Source organism: Streptomyces sp. NPDC002730, assembly GCF_042888805.1.
In the GTDB taxonomy this organism is placed as follows: domain Bacteria; phylum Actinomycetota; class Actinomycetes; order Streptomycetales; family Streptomycetaceae; genus Streptomyces.
On record NZ_JBIAQG010000001.1, the window covers coordinates 349,926 to 367,777 of the forward strand.

Consider the following 17,852-nt stretch of genomic DNA (forward strand, 5'->3'; position numbering starts at 1 on the left):
GACGCTGGATATCTCTTCACGTCAAGATTCAGAAGACGGGCGAAGGGGTGTCCAGCACCAGGGGCAGGGACCCCTACCGCCAGCTGTCTTACGGAGATCGCCATGACCCGCACTCCCGTGAATGTCACCGTGACCGGCGCGGCCGGCCAGATCGGCTACGCGCTGCTCTTCCGCATCGCCTCCGGCCACCTGCTAGGCGCGGATGTGCCGGTCAAGCTTCGTCTCCTCGAGATCCCGCAGGGCCTGAAGGCCGCCGAGGGCACCGCGATGGAGCTCGAGGACTGCGCCTTCCCGCTGCTGAGCGGCATTGAGATCACGGACGACCCGAACGTCGCCTTCGACGGGGCCAATGTGGCCCTGCTGGTCGGCGCCCGTCCGCGTACGAAGGGCATGGAGCGCGGCGACCTCCTCTCCGCCAACGGCGGCATCTTCAAGCCGCAGGGCAAGGCCATCAACGACAACGCCGCGGACGACATCAAGGTCCTCGTCGTCGGCAACCCGGCCAACACCAACGCGCTCATCGCGCAGGCCGCGGCCCCGGACGTACCGGCCGAGCGCTTCACCGCGATGACCCGCCTCGACCACAACCGCGCGATCTCCCAGCTTGCGAAGAGGACCGGCGCCCCGGTCTCCGAGATCCGCCGCCTCACCATCTGGGGCAACCACTCCGCGACCCAGTACCCGGACATCTTCCACGCCGAGGTGGCGGGCAAGAACGCCGCCGAGGTCGTGAACGACGAGAAGTGGCTCGCCGACACCTTCATCCCGACCGTCGCCAAGCGCGGCGCCGCGATCATCGAGGCCCGTGGCGCGTCCTCGGCCGCCTCGGCCGCGAACGCCGCGATCGACCACGTCCACACCTGGGTCAACGGCACCGCGGAGGGCGACTGGACCTCCATGGGCATCCCGTCGGACGGCTCCTACGGCGTCCCGGAGGGCCTGATCTCGTCGTTCCCGGTCACCACGAAGGACGGCAAGTACGAGATCGTCCAGGGCCTGGACATCAACGACTTCTCGCGTGCGCGCATCGACGCGTCGGTGAAGGAGCTGGAGGAGGAGCGCGCGGCGGTCCGCGAGCTCGGCCTCATCTGATCCGTACGCCTCACGTACGTACGCACCGCCCCCGGCAGCCGACAGGCCGCCGGGGGCGTTTTTCATGCCGGTGGTACTGACCGTGCGGAACTGACCTCGCCGGACAGGAGGAGCTGGATGCGGTCAATGTTCGATGATGCAGGATGAGCCGCATGCGTTTGATCTCCGAGGCTCCTGAGACGGTCCAGCTGGCGGCGGACACCGGTCAGAACGGCGTGGCGGCCCTGGGGATGATCGTTCTCGGGCTGCTCGTCCTGATCATGCTCTGCGCGTATCTGTTCCCTACGTTCATCGCCCGTCGTGGCTTTGCCGCCCCGACGCTCGCGGGGACGCTGCGGGACATCGCGGTGGTGTGCGTGACGGTCGCGCTGGCGCTCTATGTCTACGGGCTCATGTGCTACATCCGGCTGGAGAACGAGTCCTACACCTGCGCAACCGAGCGGTACGGGTACTCCTCCGGGAACGCGGGCGCGCGGTTGGAGCGGATGCAGGACAGTCTTTTCCCGGTCGGCTCGACCTGTCGCTGGTCCGACGGGTACACCCACGACTTCGTGCCCGCGTTCGTCGATCCGGCGATCACCGTGCTGCTGTCCCTCGCGGTGATCGCGGCCGGTGTCGCCCTCGGTCACGCAGGGGCCGCGCGGGATGCGGCCCGACGGAGTTGATGAGGCCCGAGTGCGCCTGCCCCGCCGGGGCAAAGTGATACGGGTAACTTTGAGACACCCAATGCGCATGCTTTCCGAACCCTGGGGCAGGGGACCCGACCGCCGGATATCACCGGTGTGGAACTTATCGGGAACGGAAGGCAAAACGCGACGTGTCGGCACAACAGACCATCCACGTGGGCGGAGAGTGGCGCGCAGCCGTATCCGGCGCCACGCGCGAGATAATCGACCCCGCTGACGCGACCGTCTTCGCCGTCGTGGCGGAGGGCGGGACCGAGGACACCGACGCCGCGATCGCCGCCGCGCGTACCGCATTCGACCAGGGCGAGTGGCCCCGTACCCCCGTCGCCGAGCGTGCCGCGCTGCTGCGGCGCGTCGCCGAGTTGCTCCAGCGCGACCGCGAAGAGATCGGTCTGCTGGAGAGCCGGGACGCCGGAAAGACCCTTGAAGAAGGGCGTGTCGACGTCGACTGCGTGAGCGACGCCTTCCGTTACTTCGCCGACCTCGTCATGAACGAGAGCGGCGGGAGAGTGGTGGACGCCGGTTCGCCGGACATCCACAGCGTGGTGGTGCATGAGCCCGTCGGGGTGTGTGCGCTGATCACGCCCTGGAACTACCCGCTCCTGCAAGCGAGCTGGAAGATTGCCCCGGCGCTGGCCGCAGGCAATACCTTTGTGATCAAGCCCAGCGAGATCACCCCGCTGACCACCGTCGCGCTCATCGAGCTGCTCGTCGAGGCCGGACTGCCCGCCGGCGTCGCGAACATTGTCACCGGCGCCGGCGACCCCGTCGGGGCCCGGCTGGCCGAGCACCCCGATGTGGATCTGGTGTCCTTCACCGGTGGACTGTCCAGCGGTACGAAGGTGATGCGCACCGCCGCCGACAGCGTCAAGAAGGTCGCCCTCGAACTCGGTGGCAAGAACCCCAACGTGGTCTTCGCCGATGCGTGCGGGACGGACGAAGACTTCGACACTGCCGTCGATCAGGCGCTCAACGCGGCGTTCATTCACAGTGGGCAGGTCTGTTCCGCCGGGTCGCGGCTCATCGTCGAGGAGTCGCTGCGCGAGCGCTTCGTCGGCGAACTCGCCCGCCGCGCCGAGAAGATCCGCCTCGGACGAGGCACCGAGAAGGGCGTGGAGTGCGGGCCCCTCGTCTCTCGGCAGCAGCTCGCCAAGACCGAGGAGTACGTCGCCTCCGCCCTGGCGGAGGGCGCGGTGCTGCGCGCCGGTGGAGCAAGGCCGGAAGGGGAGGGATACGAGGGGTACTTCTACCGGCCCACCGTCCTCGACCAGTGCCACCGCGACATGCGCGTCGTACGCGAAGAGATCTTCGGCCCCGTCCTGACCGTCGAGACCTTCCGTACGGAGGACGAGGCCGTAGCCCTCGCCAACGACACCGAGTACGGGCTCGCCGGCGCCGTGTGGACCGCCGACCCGGGCCGGGCGCGGCGCGTCGCCGGGCGGCTGCGGCACGGGACCGTCTGGATCAATGACTTCCACCCCTATCTGCCACAGGCCGAGTGGGGCGGATTCGGGAAGAGCGGCATCGGCCGTGAACTCGGGCCCGCCGGCCTCGCCGAGTACCGCGAGGCCAAGCACATCTACCAGAACCTCGCCCCGCGTCCCGTGCGCTGGTTCGCGGGCTGAGCAGGGGTACGCAGAAATGACGCAGCAGAACATGACCACGTACGACTATGTCGTCGTCGGCGGCGGCACCGCGGGATCCGTGATCGCCTCCCGGCTCACCGAGAACCCGGACATCACCGTCGCCGTCATCGAGGGCGGGCCGAGCGATGTCGACCGCCCCGAAGTCCTCACCCTGCGGCGCTGGATGGGGCTCCTCGGCGGCGAGCTCGACTACGACTACCCGACCACCGAGCAGCCTCGCGGCAACTCCCACATCCGGCACAGCCGCGCCCGGGTGCTCGGCGGCTGCTCCTCCCACAACACCCTCATCGCCTTCCGGCCGCTGCCGTCCGACTGGGACGAGTGGGCGGCGGCGGGCGCCGAGGGCTGGGACGCCGCCGCGATGGACCCGTACTTCGACCGGCTGCGGAACAACATCGTCCCCGTCGACGAGGCGGACCGTAACGCCATCGCCCGTGACTTCGTCGACGCGGCCCAGGCGGCGGTGGCCGTCCCGCGCGTCGAGGGCTTCAACAAGAAGCCGTTCCACGAAGGCGTCGGCTTCTTCGACCTCGCGTACCACCCGGAGAACAACAAGCGGTCCTCCGCCTCGGTCGCGTATCTGCACCCGTTCCTGGACCGCCCGAACCTGCATATCGCCCTGGAGACCTGGGCGTACAAGCTGGAGCTGGACGGCACACGCGCGACCGGGGTGCATGTCCGTACGAAGGACGGCGAGGAGCAGTTCGTCGAGGCGCGGCACGAAGTCCTGGTCTGCGCCGGCGCGGTGGACACTCCGCGGCTGCTGCTGCACTCCGGCATCGGGCCGCGCGCCGATCTGGAGCGCCTCGGCATCCCCGTCGTACACGATCTGCCGGGCGTCGGCGAGAACCTGCTCGACCACCCGGAATCGGTGATCGTCTGGGAGACGCACGGGCCGATCCCCGAGAACTCGGCGATGGACAGCGACGCGGGCCTCTTCGTACGGCGGGATCCGGACGCACAAGGGCCCGACCTGATGTTCCACTTCTACCAAATACCGTTCACCGACAACCCGGAGCGGCTCGGCTATCAGCGGCCCGCGCACGGGGTGTCGCTGACGCCGAACATCCCCAAGCCGCGCAGTCGCGGCAGGCTGTATCTGACCAGCGCGGATCCGGATGTAAAGCCTGCGTTGGACTTCCGTTACTTCACTGATGAGGACGACTACGACGGCCGTACGCTCGTCGACGGCATCAAGATCGCCCGCGAGATAGCCAAGGCCGAACCGCTGGCCGGCTGGCTGAAAAGGGAGGTCTGCCCGGGGCCCGAGGTCACCTCCGACGAGGCGATCGGGGAGTACGCGCGGAAGGTCGCGCACACGGTGTACCACCCCGCAGGTACCTGCCGAATGGGTGCCGCCAATGATGAACTTGCCGTAGTTTCCCCGGACTTGACGGTCAGAGGTCTCGACGGCATCCGTATCGCGGACGCGTCCGTATTCCCGACGATGCCTGCCGTGAACCCGATGATCGGGGTCCTGATGGTCGGAGAGAAGTGCGCGGAGCTGCTGTCCGCGGCTTCCGAGGAGAGGGGCGTGACCCGATGAAGTCCGAGACCGAGTCCGAGTCCGGCACCAAGGCCGAGACCAAGGCGGAGACCAAGGCCGGGACCAAGGCGGAGACCAAGGCCGGGACCAAGGCCGAGCCCGGCGCGGAGACGAAGGGTGCGGAGGTGACCGAGGTGGCCGCTTCCGACGCCGGTCAGCCACCCGTCTTCTCCGTACGCGACCTGTGGAAGGTCTTCGGTCCGAAGGCCGGCCGCATCCCCGGCGACGCCGAACTCGGTGCGCTCTCCCCGGTCGAGCTGCGCGAGCGCACCGGCTGCACCGCCGCCGTACGCGATGTCTCCTTCGATGTGCGCAAGGGCGAGGTCTTCGTCGTCATGGGCCTCTCCGGCTCCGGCAAGTCGACGCTCGTACGCTGTCTGACCCGGCTGATCGAGCCCACATCCGGGTCGATCGCCATCGACGGCGAGGACGTGCTGTCCATGGACACGGCGCGGCTGCGCGAACTGCGCCGCCACCGTGCGTCCATGGTCTTCCAGCACTTCGGCCTGCTGCCGCACCGCTCCGTGCTCGACAACGTCGCGTACGGTCTCGAGATCCAGGGCATGGGCAAGGCCGCCCGCCGCTCCCGGGCCGCGGACGTCATCGCCAAGGTGGGCCTCGAGGGCCTCGAACACCGCCGTCCCGGACAGCTCTCGGGCGGTCAGCAGCAGCGGGTCGGGCTTGCCCGCGCGCTCGCCGTCGACCCCGAAGTGCTGCTCTTCGACGAGCCGTTCAGCGCGCTCGACCCGCTGATCCGCCGCGATATGCAGGAGGAGGTCATCCGGCTGCACCGCGAGGAAGGCCGGACGATGATCTTCATTACGCACGATCTGAGCGAGGCGCTGAAGCTCGGCGACCGTATTGCGCTGATGCGGGACGGCCGGATCGTGCAGCTGGGCACGCCGGAGGAGATCGTGGGCTCGCCCGCCGACGACTATGTGCGGGACTTCGTCCGCGATGTACCGCGCGAGCAGGTCATGACGGTGCGTACGGCGATGCGCCCGGCGGACCCCGGCGAGGCCGAGACCGGACCGGCGCTCGCCGCCGACGCGACCGTCTTCGAGGCGATCGAGGCGGTCGCCCGCAGCGGCCGGACCGCGCGTGTCGTACAGGACGGGCGGTGCCTGGGGGTCGTCGACCACCGCGGGCTGCTGGATGTCGTGGCCGGCCTCGACCGTGGTGCCGATACGGACAAGGCGGTCGTCGCATGACGGCCGTCGTCACCGCCCCCGCCAAGGAGGCGGCCGCACCTGAACACACCCTCCGGACCCTGCTGCGCCACCGCGTCAAGGGCAAGCTCCTGCTGCTCGCCGTCGCCGCGCTGGTGCTCATACCTGTCGGCATCTCGCTGTGGGGCAGCGGCAGCTGGCCCGGCGGGCTGACCCTCGACGTCTCCGGGCCGCTCGACGACGCCAACCAATGGGTCATCGACAACCGCGAGACCCACCCTCTTTTCCTCTACTTCCTGCTCCACTTCTCCAACACCGCCGTGGACGCCGTCGACGTGGTCTACCGGTTCCTGGACGCCATGGGCTGGCCGGGTGTCCTGGCCGCCGGTGTGCTGTTCGCCTGGCGGGCCGCCGGGCTCGGGCGGCGCGGGGTCAAGGTCGCGGCGACCGCGTTCGGGGCGTTCGCCGTGTGCGGGTTGCTCGGGATGTGGGACGCCGCGCTGCTCACCATCGCGCTGATGGTCGTCGCGGTGGCCGTCGCCGCGCTGCTCGGCGTGCTGATCGGTCTGGCGGCCGGGCTGTCCGACCGTTTCGACCGGGCGCTGCGGCCGGTGCTGGACACCATGCAGGTGCTGCCCGCCTTCGCGTATCTGCTGCCCTTCGTGCTGGTCTTCGGCACCGGCACGCCCGCCGCGCTCTTCTGCACGGTGATCTACGCAGCCCCGCCGATGGCCCGCCTCACGGCACTGGGACTGCGCGGCGCAGACCCCGCCGTGCTCGAGGCCTCCGCGTCGCTCGGCGCGAGCGGCTGGCAGCGGCTGCGAACGGCGAGGCTGCCGCTCGCCCGCAAGCAGATGCTCCTCGGCCTCAACCAGACGATCATGATGGCTCTCTCGATGGTCGTCATCGCGGCCCTCGTCGGCGCCGGTGGACTCGGCGAGGAGGTGTACTCGGCGCTCTCCACCGTCGACGTCGGCAAGGCGCTCGCCGCCGGCATCCCGATCGTGCTGATCGCGATCTGGCTGGACCGTACGACGGCGGCGGCAGGCGACCGTATCGGCGAGAGCGCGCCGGGCGGCGGCCTGCTGCACGGCCGGTCCGCGTGGGTGCTGGTGTTCGCCGGTGTCGTCGCCGCGGAGGTGGGGCGGCTGGCGGTCGGCAAGTCCTGGCCCGAGGGCTGGACGTACGACATCTCCACGCCCGTCAACAAGGCCCAGGACTGGATCACCGAGAATCTCTCCTCCGGCGTCCCGGTCCTCGGCGGTACGGAGGTGTGGTCGGAGCACTTCACGCTCTGGATCCTCAACCCCCTGCGCGACGTCCTGCTCTGGCTGCCGTGGTGGTCCGTACTGCTGCTGGTGGCCGCCGTGGCCTGGCTGGTCGGCACCTGGGCGACGGCGCTGACCGCCACGGTCTCGATGGCGGCGATCGGCGTACTGGGGGTCTGGGCGAAGTCGCTCGACACGCTCTCGCAGGTGCTCGCGGCGCTTGTCCTGACGCTCTTCCTGGGTGTCCTCGCGGGCATCTTCTGCGCGCGGGCCGGACGTCTGGAGCGCTGGTTGCGGCCCGTGCTCGACGCCATGCAGACCATGCCGCAGTTCGTGTATCTCATCCCGGTGGTCGCGCTGTTCGGCGTCACCCGCGCCTCGGCGATCATCGCGGCTGTCGTGTATGCGCTGCCCGCCGTCGTACGCATCACGACGCAGGGTCTGCGCGAGGTCGACCCGGCCGCGCTGGAGGCCTCCCGCTCGCTCGGCGCATCGACCCGGCAGCAACTCCTCCAGGTGCAACTGCCGCTTGCCCGCCCGGCGCTCCAGCTCGCCGTCAACCAGGGTGTGGTGCTGGTCCTCGCCGTGGTTGTCGTCGGCGGCCTGGTCGGCGGCGGCGCGCTCGGCTACGACGTCGTGAAGGGCCTCTCCCGGGGCGAGATGGGCATCGGGATGACAGCCGGAGTCGCGATCGTCTGCCTCGGTCTCGTACTGGACCGGATCACGCAGCGCACCACCCGCAAGACCGACTGAACCCGTCCATCCATGCACAGGAGCATCATGCGCACCCTCCGTACAACCACCGCTGTCGTCAGTGCCATCGGAGTCCTCACTCTCAGCGCGTGCGGCGCTGCCGACACCGGCAAGAAGGACGAGGCGGGCGGCAAGAAGTCCGTGACGCTGACCGTCCCGTCCTGGGTCGGCGCCCAGGCCAACACGGCCGTCGCCGGCTACATCCTGAAGAAGGAGCTGGGCTACACCGTCAAGACCAAGCAGATGGGCGAGGTACTCGCCTGGGACGCGCTCTCCAAGGGCGACATCGACGCGATCATGGAGGACTGGGGGCACCCCAAGGAGGAGAAGCAGTACCTCGCGACGAAGAAGACCGTCGTCAAGGGCGGCGACCTCGGCGTCACCGGACACATCGGTTGGTTCGTGCCGAAGTACTACGCGGACAAGAACCCCGAGGTCACGGACGCCAAGAACCTCAACAAATTCGCCAAGGACTTCAAGACCGCGGAGAGCGGCGACAAGGGCGAGATCCTCGAGGGTTCGCCGGACTACGTCACCAACGACGACGCGCTCATCAAGAACCTGAAGCTGGACCTCAAGACCAACTACTCGGGCTCCGAGGCCGCGCAGATCACCGCGATGAAGAAGTACGCCAAGGAGAAGAAGCCGTTCCTGACGTACTGGTGGACCCCGCAGTGGCTGAACGCCCAGATCGACATGGTCGAGGTCAAGCTGCCGGAGTACAAGGCGGGTTGTGACGCGGACCCGAAGAAGATCGCCTGCGCCTACCCGAACACGCCGCTGCAGAAGTACTTCAACGCCGACTTCGCCAAGAACGGCGGCGAGGCGGCGGAGTTCCTGAAGAACTTCAAGTGGACGACCGAGCAGCAGAACGAGGTCGCGCTGATGATCGCCGGCGAGAAGATGTCGCCGGAGGCGGCGGCCGAGAAGTGGGTCAAGGCGAACGAGTCGACTTGGAAGGCCTGGCTCCCGAAGAAGTAGCCTCAGAAACCCCTCAACTCTCTTGAGGGGAAGGGGTCCTGCGACCGAAGATCCGTACATGCTCGGATTCGGTAAGCAGGAACTCAACGTACTCGTACTGCGTGACGCGGACGGCATCGCCGATGCCATCCGCGCCGCGTTGGACACTGCCACGCCCGAGGAACGCCCGGGCCTCGAGCGGGCGGCCGCCCTCGTCGCCGAGGCCGCCGCGGCCTCGGACGCCGAGCTGCGCGGCCGCTGGGTGCGCGGGCATCTGGCCGCGGCGGGCATCGAAGGGCCGGCCGACTCGATCACCGCGATCAAGGCGCTGCGCCAGGCCGAGCGGCAGCTGAGTCTTGCCTCGGCGGTGCACCTGGCGAGGGACGCGGAGGCGACCAGGCCCGGAGCCGGTCAGACCGGCCTGGCAGACCAGGCCGGTTAGTCCGCACGCTCTGGGCGCTCTGTGCCCTCTTTGCCCTCTGTGGCCTGTGTGTGCTCCGCGCGCAGGCTCTCGGCGATGGTCCGTACCGCCGCCATCGCCTTCCTGTGCAGACCGGGCCCGAAGGTGATCCGGGTCGCGCCGAGGCGGCCCAGCTCCGCGACGCTCGGACTGCCCGGCAGCGGCCCGACATTGATCGGGCCTTCGATCTCCTCGCGCAGCAGGGGGAGTTGCTCTGGCGGTACGGCGAACGGGTAGACACAGTCCGCCCCGGCCGCGACATAGAGCCGCGCCCGGGTGATCGCCTCCGCGGGGTCGCTCACGCCGCGCAGGAACGAGTCGACCCGGGCGTTGATGAACAGCCGGTCGCCCGCCTGCGCCCGTACCTCCGCCAGCCAGTCCGCGTGCCGCTGCGGGTCCTTGAGCGTTTTCGTGGCCGAGTCGGAGTCCTCCAGGTTGCAGCCGACCGCCCCGGTGTCGAGGATTCGGGCCACCAGTTCCTTCGGAGTCAGGCCGTAGCCGGCTTCGACGTCCGCGGAGACGGGGACGTTCACCGAGCGGGCGATACGGGTGACGGCCGCGAACATCTCGTCCGCGGGCGTCTGCCCGTCCTCGTATCCGAGTGCGGCCGCGACACCGGCGCTCGGGGTGGCCAGCGCCGGGAAGCCCGCGTCCGCGAAGGCGCGGGCACTGGCCGCGTCCCAGGGGCCGGGCAGGACCAAGGGATCGCTGGGCGAACGGCCGTGGTGCAGGGCGCGGAAGACGGTCACGGTCATTTCTCCTGGACCTCCTGGACCTTTTGGTTCTCCCGGATCTGCCGGATCTGCCGGATCTCCCGGGACAGTGGGCGGCGGTCAGTGCTTGAACTGGCCGGGCGTGTAGTGGCCGGGGACCATGCGGGTCGACACGCCGATGCGGTTCCAGGCGTTGATGACCGTGATCGCGGAGATCAGCTGGGCCAGCTCCTTCTCGTCGAAATGCTTCGCGGCGTTCTCGTACACCTCGTCCGTCACAAAGCCGTCGGTCAGGACGGTCACGGCCTCCGTCAGCTCGATCGCCGCGATCTCCTTCTCGGTGTAGAAGTGCCGCGACTCCTCCCAGGCGCTGAGCTGGATGATCCGCTCCACCGACTCGCCCGCCGCGAGCGCGTCCTTGGTGTGCATGTCGAGGCAGAAGGCGCAATGGTTGATCTGCGAGGCACGAATCCTCACCAGCTCGAGGAGGACCGGGTCGACGCCCTGCCGGGCGGCCGCGTCCAGCTTGACCATGGCCTTGTAGACCTCGGGGGCGAGCTGTCCGATCTGGAGACGGGGGGTGTGCTCGTGGGCGTAGGACGTGTTCCTGTTCGTCGTCATGGTGACGACGGTACGCGGCTGGTGGCACAGGAGTATGGTCCACTTCCATGACAGATTCCTGGGCCACTTTCGGTGCCGATCTGCATGTCGAGCTGCGCGGCTCCGGGCTGCGATCGGGCCTGATGGACGCGTTGCGGGAGGCCGTGCGCACCGGGCGGCTGGCGCCCGGGACCAGGCTGCCGTCCTCGCGCTCGCTCGCCGTCGACCTGGGCATCGCCCGTAATACCGTCGCCGACGCCTACGCGGAGCTGGTCGCCGAAGGGTGGCTCACGGCGCAGCAGGGCTCGGGGACGCGGGTGGCCAGACGAGCCGCGCCGAGGAAACCGCACGCAGGCGTGGTCAGAGCCCGGCCGGCCCACCGCCGCCCCACCTACAGCTTGCATGCCGGCACCCCCGACCTGGCCTCCTTTCCGCGCGCGGAGTGGCTGAAGGCGGCTCGCCGGGCGCTGACCGCCGCGCCCCACGAGGCCTTCGGATACGGCGATTCACGCGGGCGCATCGAGCTGCGGACCGTACTGGCCGACTATCTGGCACGGGCGCGCGGTGTGTACGCGGACCCCGAGCGCATCGTCATCTGCTCCGGCTTCGTACACGGGCTGATGCTGATGGGGAAGGTACTGAGACAGCGGCGGGTGCGGGAGGTCGCCGTCGAGTCGTACGGGCTCGATGTGCACTGGAATCTGCTGACCGAGGCGGGTCTGCGAACGCCTGCGCTGCCCTTCGACGAACTGGGTTCGCAGACGGGTGAGTTGGCTGCGCTGCGTGGGGTGGGCGCCGTGCTGATGACGCCCGCGCACCAGTTCCCGATGGGGGTTCCGCTCCACCCCGACCGGCGCGCGGCCGCCGTCGACTGGGCGCGCGGGTCGGGCGGGCTGATCCTGGAGGACGACTACGACGGGGAGTTCCGCTACGACCGGCAGCCGGTGGGCGCGCTCCAGGGCCTGGACCCGGAGCGGGTGGTCTATATGGGCACGGCGAGCAAATCGCTGGCGCCGGGGCTGCGGCTCGCCTGGATGGTGCTGCCCGAGGAACTGGTCGGGGAGGTCATCGAGGCGAAGGGGTCCGTCGACTGGGTGTCGAGTGCGCTGGACCAACTGACGCTCGCGGAGTTCATCGCCTCGGGCGCGTACGACCGTCATATACGGGGGATGCGGCTGCGCTACCGCAGAAGGCGCGACCAGCTCGTCCGGGCGCTGTCGGAGCGCGCGCCGGACATCCGGGTCAGCGGCATCGCCGCCGGGCTGCACGCGGTGCTCGAACTGCCGCCGGGCACGGAGCGCTCCGTGATCCAGGCGGCGGCGTGGCAGGGCCTGGCGGTGGAGGGCGTCTCGCGCTTCCGCCACAAGGACGCGCCGGCGGGGAGGGACGCGCTGGTGGTGGGGTATGCGACGCCGGCGGACAGCGGCTGGGCGGGGGCACTGGACGCGCTGTGCCGGGCGCTGCCGTGAGACGCACCTGGGGCTCGGCCCCCGGACCCCCGCGTCTCAATCGCCGGCGGGGCTTGAAATCAAGCCCGTCCGGCGTTTGAGGACATGCGGCCGAACGTCGCATACGGGGGTCCGGGGGCTTGTCCCCAGTCGCGGGAAGGGGCGGGTAGGGGGACAGCCCCGCTCAGGGGGCCGCAGCCTCGGGTGCCTCCGAAGGCGCGGGCGGCTCGCCGAACCGTGCCAGAGCCAACGCACCCGCCACCGCCACCACGAACCCCGTGACTGCCAGCCACGCCAGGCCCTCGCGGGTCCGGTCGCCGAGCCACACCACGCCCACCAGTGCCGGGCCGATCGTCTCGCCGATCACCATGCCCGCCGTGGCCGTCGTCACCGAGCCGCGCTGCAGGGCGGAGGTGAGCAGCAGGAACGCCGCGCCGCCACCGAGCAGCAGCGCGTACAGGGCCGGGTTGGTGAGGACCTCGGGCAGGGAGACCGTGTCGATCAGGCGGACCGCGACCTCGACCACCCCGAAGCCGAAGCCCGCGCCGAGGCCGAGGACCAGGGCGCGCGCCTTGTCGGGGAGGCGGCCCGCGACCGCGCCGGCGAGGAGTACGGCGAGCGCGACGCCGAGCATCGCCCAGGCCAGCGCGGGCGATCCGGCGCGGCTGCCCTCCTCGCCCGAGGAGAGGCCCAGCATGGCCAGACCCGCGCAGACCACGGCCACCGCGGCCCATTCGGTCCGGCTCAGACGGACATCGAGGAGGCGGGCGGCGACCACGGCGGTGACCGCGAGGCTGGCGGCGAGCGCCGCGCCGACGGCGTAGATGGGGATGGAGCGCAGCGCGACGATCTGAAGGACGAAGCCGAGGGCGTCCAGGGCGAGTCCGGCGACATAGTGCCACTGGCGCAGCGCCCGCAGCAGCAGCGCCGGGTCGACACCGGAGCCGGTGCCGGGTTCAGCGGCGCGGGCGGCGACGGCCTGGAGGACGGAGGCCGTGCCGTAGCAGACCGCGGAACCGAGTGCGCAGATCATCCCAAAGAGCACAGAGCGACTGTAGATGAACCACAGGTGAGGAGGGCTGGTGGACCGGGCTGACAGCCGCGCGGGGCGGCCCTCTAGTCTGTCCGGCGATCTACTGGCTTGATTCGAACGGGGGCGACCGGCTGATGGCACGACGCAGGCTGAGGTCGAGCACGGTGGTGCTCGGCGGCATGGGGGTGCTCGCGGCGACGCTGACGGCGTGCAGCTCGGAGCCGGACGAGCGGTGTGTCGATCCGGTGACCTACGAAGTGCTGCCGGACTACAAGTGCGACGGCGACAGTGACGGATCCAGCAGCTCCGGCAGGTACTACTACGGCGGCAGGGTGAGCGGTGGCCGGGCCGAGGGTGGCAGCTTCGACAGGACTGCCGTCGACAGCGGCGGCTTCGGCGGCTCCAGCTCCGGCGGCGGCTGAGTACGGGGCATACAGAGCATGAAGCGTCACACCATCGAGCCCCGCCCCGGCTGGCAGCAGATCGTCGAGGAACAGGGCCTCATCTACCCGCTCACCCGCTACCCGGACGGCTCGCTGCGCCCGTACTGGGACGAGAGCGCGTACTACGAATTCTCGCTGCCCGAGGTCGAGGCGCTGGAAGAGGTCGTCGAGGAACTGCACGCCATGTGCCTGGCCGCGGCCGCGCACATCGTCCAGCACGACCGCTTCGCCGATCTCGGCATCACCGACCCGAGACTCGCCTCGCTGATAGCCGAGTCCTGGCGGAGGCGGGATGAACTTCCCTCCGTCTACGGCCGGTTCGATCTGCGCTACGACGGCACCGGCCCGGCCAAGATGCTGGAGTACAACGCCGACACCCCCACCTCCCTGGTCGAGGCCGCCAGCCCGCAGTGGTTCTGGATGGAGGACCGCTTCCCCGGCGCCGACCAGTGGAACTCCCTCCATGAACGCCTCGTCGACGCCTGGAAGCGCCAGGTGCCGCTGCTTCCGCCCGGGCCGCTGCACTTCGTCCACTCCGACGGCGACGAGCTGGGCGAGGACCTGATGACGGTCGCGTATCTGCGCGAGACCGCCGAGCAGGCCGGCCTCGTCACCGAGGCACTGTCCGTCGAACGGATTGGCTGGGACCGGCTGTCCGGTCGCTTCGTGGACGACCGGCTGCGCTTCATCCGCAGCTGCTTCAAGCTCTATCCGTGGGAGTGGCTGGCCACCGACCGCTTCGGGCCGTACGTCCTCGACACCCTGGACAACGGCGGCGGCACCGGCACCACCTGCTGGATCGAGCCCGCGTGGAAGATGCTGCTCTCCAACAAGGCGCTGCTGGCGATCCTCTGGGAGTTCAATCCGGGCCACCCGAATCTGCTTCCCGCCTATCTCGACGGGCCACGTGAACTCGCCGCGGAGCGCGGTTACGTGGCCAAGCCGCTGCTCGGCCGCGAGGGCGCCGGAGTCACCATCCACGAGCCGGGTGCCGAGCCCCTACTGCGCGATGAGCCGTGCTGCTACCAGGAGTTGGCCCCGCTGCCCGATTTCGACGGCAACCGCGTGGTGCTCGGCGCATGGGTCGTCGAGGACGAGGCGGCGGGGCTCGGCATCCGGGAATCGGCGGGGCTGGTCACGGACGAGTACGCCCGCTTCCTGCCCCACGTCATCCTCTAGCCCGGTCCGAACGGTCCGAACGGTCCGAACGGTCCGAACGGGCCGCTCAGCCCTCCAGTACGGCTCTGAGCTGGTCCAGGCCCCAGTCCAGGTCCTCCTTGCTGATCACCAGCGGCGGGGCGATCCGGATCGTCGAGCCGTGGGTGTCCTTGACCAGGACCCCGCGGTCCATCATCTTCTCGGAGATCTCCCGGCCGGTGCCGTGGCTCGGCACGATGTCGACACCCGCCCACAGCCCGCGGCCGCGCACCGCCTCCACCGCGCCGCCGCCCGTCAACAGGCCCAGCTCGTGGTGGAGATGGTCGCCCAGCTCGGTGGCGCGCTGCTGGAACTCGCCGGTGCGCAGCATCGCGATCACCTCCAGAGCCACCGCGCAGGCCAGCGGATTGCCGCCGAAGGTCGAGCCGTGCTCCCCGGGTCGGTAGACGCCGAGCACCTCGGCGGAGGAGACGACCGCCGACACCGGAACGACGCCGCCGCCCAGCGCCTTGCCCAGCACATACATGTCCGGCACGACGTTCTCGTGCTCGCAGGCGAAGGTCCGGCCGGTTCGCCCGAGGCCCGACTGGATCTCGTCCGCGATGAAGAGGATGTTCCGCTCGCGGGTCAGCTCCCGCACCCTCGAGAGGTACCCGGCCGGCGGCACCAGCACCCCGGCCTCGCCCTGGATCGGCTCCAGCAGCACGGCCACGGTGTTCTCGGTCAGCGCCGCGCTCATCGCGGTGAGATCCCCGTACGGAACGATCTCGAAGCCCGGGGTGTAGGGACCGAAGTCCGCCCGTGCCTCCGGATCCGTCGAGAAGCTGATCACCGTCGTCGTACGGCCGTGGAAGTTGTTGGCCGCGACGACGATCTTCGCCATGTTGTCCGGGACGCCCTTGACCCGGTAGCCCCATTTCCGGGCGGTCTTCACGGCGGTCTCCACCGCCTCCGCCCCGGTGTTCATCGGCAGCACCATCTCCATGCCGCACAACTCGGCGAGCTGTGTACAGAAGTCGGCGAACCGGTCGTGATGGAAGGCACGGGAGGTGAGCGTGACTCTCTCCAGCTGTGCCTTGGCGGCGTCGATGAGACGACGGTTTCCGTGACCGAAGTTGAGCGCCGAGTACCCGGCGAGCATGTCGAGGTAGCGGCGCCCCTCGACATCGGTCATCCAGGCGCCCTCCGCCGTGGCGACGACGACGGGCAGAGGGTGGTAGTTGTGCGCGCTGTGAGCCTCCGCCGAGGCAATGGCACTCTCCGTTGTGGACACGGGATCTCCGTTCAGTAGAGACAAGCCGTCCGGTGTGGGGCGGGGTGGTGCCCCTGTTTCTATCGTCGCTCGCATGGTGGACTAAGAAACCTTGCGGTGGGGCGTGGCCGCTAGGCTGGGTATTACGCACGGCGACTGGCGTACGGGGAAGTGACCTCGAGGGAACCGCGCGCGGAAGATCACACGAGGTGCCGCCCGCCTGGGTACTCCGGGACACATCCCATCCGGGTGCTGCCCGCCCCTCGCCTCAGGCCGAGGGGACCCACGAGCCGCACCCCGGGACCACGACCGAGCAACGGATCGCCCCGGAGGACACCATGACGCTTCCCCTGCCGCACCCCGCACTCTCCGCCACCGACCCGGAACTGGCGGGCCTCGTCGCCGCCGAGGAACAGCTCCAGGCAGAGACGCTCCGGCTGATCCCCAGCGAGAACTATGTCTCCCGGGCCGTACTGGAAGCCTCCGGCACGGTCCTGCAGAACAAGTACAGCGAGGGCTACCCCGGCCGCCGCTACTACGAGGGCCAGCAGAACATCGACCAGGTCGAGCGGCTCGCCATCGCCCGCGCCAAGGCCCTCTTCGGCGTTGAGCACGCCAATGTCCAGCCCTACTCCGGCTCTCCTGCCAACCTCGCCGTCTATCTCGCCTTCGCCGAGCCCGGCGACACCGTGATGGGCATGGCTCTGCCGATGGGCGGCCATCTCACCCACGGCTGGGGCGTCTCCGCCACCGGCACATGGTTCCGCGGCGTCCAGTACGGCGTACGCCATGACACGGGCCTCATCGACTTCGACGAGGTGCGCGAACTCGCCCTCAAGGAGCGCCCGAAGCTCATCTTCTGCGGTGGCACCGCGCTGCCCCGCACCATTGACTTCGCCGCCTTCGCGGAGATCGCCCGCGAGTCCGGTGCCGTCCTGGTCGCCGATGTCGCGCATATCGCGGGCCTGATCGCGGGCGGCGCCCATCCCTCCCCCGTGCCGCACGCCGACGTGATCTCCACAACCACCCACAAGACCCTGCGAGGGCCCCGCGGCGCGATGCTGATGTCCCGCGAGGAGCACGCCAAGGCGATCGACAAGGCGGTCTTCCCCGGACTCCAGGGCGGCCCGCACAACCAGACCACCGCGGCCATCGCGGTCGCCCTGCACGAGGCGGCCCAGCCCTCCTTCCGTACCTACGCGCAGTCGGTCGTCGCCAACGCCAAGGCGCTTGCCGAGGAGCTGCTCGCCCGCGGCTTCGACCTGGTCTCCGGCGGCACCGACAACCACCTGATCCTGATGGACCTCACCCCCAAGGACGTGCCCGGCAAGGTGGCGGCGAAGGCCCTCGACCGGGCCGGGATCGTCGTCAACTACAACACCGTCCCGTACGACCCGAGGAAGCCCTTCGACCCCTCCGGCGTACGCATCGGCACCCCCTCCCTCACCTCCCGCGGCCTCGGTACGCAGCACATGGCCGCCGTCGCCGACTGGATCGACCGTGGTGTCACCGCGGCCGGCACGGGCGACGAGGACGCGCTGGGCGACATCCGGTCCGAGGTCGCCGAGCTGATGGCCGCGTTCCCGGCGCCCGGACTGTCCGCCTAGCGCGGTCACCCGGTGACC

Annotated in this window: 16 protein-coding genes; 12 read left to right on the forward strand and 4 right to left on the reverse strand. The window is 69.7% G+C overall.

Features of this window, described 5'->3' with window-relative positions:
* The first annotated feature begins 102 nt into the window (after window positions 1-102).
* The 8 genes from ACFYXH_RS01750 (at window position 103) to ACFYXH_RS01785 (ending at window position 9,562) form a co-directional block, all read left to right on the forward strand.
* A complete protein-coding gene (locus ACFYXH_RS01750) occupies window positions 103-1,092 on the forward strand; it encodes a malate dehydrogenase (RefSeq protein ID WP_389559710.1) in 990 nt (329 codons plus the stop codon).
* Between the two features lie 152 nt (window positions 1,093-1,244).
* On the forward strand, window positions 1,245-1,757 hold the full coding sequence (locus ACFYXH_RS01755; RefSeq protein ID WP_389559712.1) for a hypothetical protein: 513 nt from the start codon (window positions 1,245-1,247) through the stop codon (window positions 1,755-1,757).
* A gap of 152 nt (window positions 1,758-1,909) precedes the next feature.
* On the forward strand, window positions 1,910-3,403 hold the full coding sequence (locus tag ACFYXH_RS01760) for an aldehyde dehydrogenase family protein (protein WP_389559713.1): 1,494 nt from the start codon (window positions 1,910-1,912) through the stop codon (window positions 3,401-3,403).
* A gap of 16 nt (window positions 3,404-3,419) precedes the next feature.
* A complete protein-coding gene (locus ACFYXH_RS01765) occupies window positions 3,420-4,970 on the forward strand; it encodes a GMC family oxidoreductase (protein ID WP_389559715.1) in 1,551 nt (516 codons plus the stop codon).
* Window positions 4,967-6,181, forward strand: coding sequence for a glycine betaine/L-proline ABC transporter ATP-binding protein (locus tag ACFYXH_RS01770; protein ID WP_389559717.1), 1,215 nt, complete (start codon window positions 4,967-4,969; stop codon window positions 6,179-6,181). The genes ACFYXH_RS01765 and ACFYXH_RS01770 overlap by 4 nt, the downstream gene beginning before the upstream one ends.
* Complete coding sequence (locus ACFYXH_RS01775) at window positions 6,178-8,160, forward strand: ABC transporter permease (RefSeq protein ID WP_389559719.1); 1,983 nt, start codon at window positions 6,178-6,180, stop codon at window positions 8,158-8,160. The genes ACFYXH_RS01770 and ACFYXH_RS01775 overlap by 4 nt, the downstream gene beginning before the upstream one ends.
* Before the next feature lie 27 nt (window positions 8,161-8,187).
* On the forward strand, window positions 8,188-9,141 hold the full coding sequence (locus ACFYXH_RS01780; protein ID WP_389559721.1) for a glycine betaine ABC transporter substrate-binding protein: 954 nt from the start codon (window positions 8,188-8,190) through the stop codon (window positions 9,139-9,141).
* A gap of 58 nt (window positions 9,142-9,199) precedes the next feature.
* Window positions 9,200-9,562 carry a hypothetical protein gene (locus tag ACFYXH_RS01785; RefSeq protein ID WP_389559723.1) on the forward strand — a complete coding sequence of 121 codons (363 nt, stop codon included), beginning with the start codon at window positions 9,200-9,202 and terminating at the stop codon, window positions 9,560-9,562.
* Here ACFYXH_RS01785 and ACFYXH_RS01790 read toward each other — a convergent pair.
* Together ACFYXH_RS01790 and ACFYXH_RS01795 are read right to left on the reverse strand one after the other, a co-directional pair.
* On the reverse strand, window positions 9,559-10,335 hold the full coding sequence (locus tag ACFYXH_RS01790) for an isocitrate lyase/phosphoenolpyruvate mutase family protein (protein ID WP_389559725.1): 777 nt from the start codon (window positions 10,333-10,335) through the stop codon (window positions 9,559-9,561). The genes ACFYXH_RS01785 and ACFYXH_RS01790 overlap by 4 nt on opposite strands.
* A gap of 78 nt (window positions 10,336-10,413) precedes the next feature.
* Window positions 10,414-10,914 (reverse strand): carboxymuconolactone decarboxylase family protein, encoded by a 501-nt coding sequence (locus ACFYXH_RS01795; protein WP_389559727.1) that lies wholly within the window; start codon window positions 10,912-10,914, stop codon window positions 10,414-10,416.
* Between the two features lie 47 nt (window positions 10,915-10,961).
* On the opposite strand from ACFYXH_RS01795, the gene ACFYXH_RS01800 reads away from it, so the two are divergent.
* Window positions 10,962-12,362 (forward strand): PLP-dependent aminotransferase family protein, encoded by a 1,401-nt coding sequence (locus ACFYXH_RS01800; RefSeq protein ID WP_389559729.1) that lies wholly within the window; start codon window positions 10,962-10,964, stop codon window positions 12,360-12,362.
* A gap of 163 nt (window positions 12,363-12,525) precedes the next feature.
* Here the strand turns inward: ACFYXH_RS01800 and ACFYXH_RS01805 are convergent, their stop codons facing one another.
* Window positions 12,526-13,374 (reverse strand): hypothetical protein, encoded by an 849-nt coding sequence (locus ACFYXH_RS01805; RefSeq protein ID WP_389560617.1) that lies wholly within the window; start codon window positions 13,372-13,374, stop codon window positions 12,526-12,528.
* Between the two features lie 134 nt (window positions 13,375-13,508).
* Here ACFYXH_RS01805 and ACFYXH_RS01810 point away from each other — a divergent pair, with 134 nt between their 5' ends.
* Both ACFYXH_RS01810 and ACFYXH_RS01815 read left to right on the forward strand, forming a co-directional pair.
* The gene (locus ACFYXH_RS01810) at window positions 13,509-13,796 is read left to right on the forward strand and encodes a hypothetical protein (protein ID WP_389559731.1); all 288 of its coding nucleotides are present in this window, start codon (window positions 13,509-13,511) and stop codon (window positions 13,794-13,796) included.
* Between the two features lie 18 nt (window positions 13,797-13,814).
* Window positions 13,815-14,996: a glutathionylspermidine synthase family protein gene (locus ACFYXH_RS01815; RefSeq protein ID WP_389559733.1), complete on the forward strand. Its 1,182-nt coding sequence runs from the start codon at window positions 13,815-13,817 to the stop codon at window positions 14,994-14,996.
* A 46-nt stretch (window positions 14,997-15,042) separates the two neighbouring features.
* Here the strand turns inward: ACFYXH_RS01815 and rocD are convergent, their stop codons facing one another.
* Entirely contained in the window at window positions 15,043-16,248 is a 1,206-nt protein-coding gene (gene rocD / locus ACFYXH_RS01820; RefSeq protein WP_385303947.1) for an ornithine--oxo-acid transaminase, read from the reverse strand.
* A gap of 317 nt (window positions 16,249-16,565) precedes the next feature.
* Between rocD and glyA the strand changes: the two genes are divergently transcribed.
* Window positions 16,566-17,834 carry a serine hydroxymethyltransferase gene (gene glyA / locus ACFYXH_RS01825; RefSeq protein WP_362678568.1) on the forward strand — a complete coding sequence of 423 codons (1,269 nt, stop codon included), beginning with the start codon at window positions 16,566-16,568 and terminating at the stop codon, window positions 17,832-17,834.
* Window positions 17,835-17,852 lie beyond the last annotated feature (18 nt).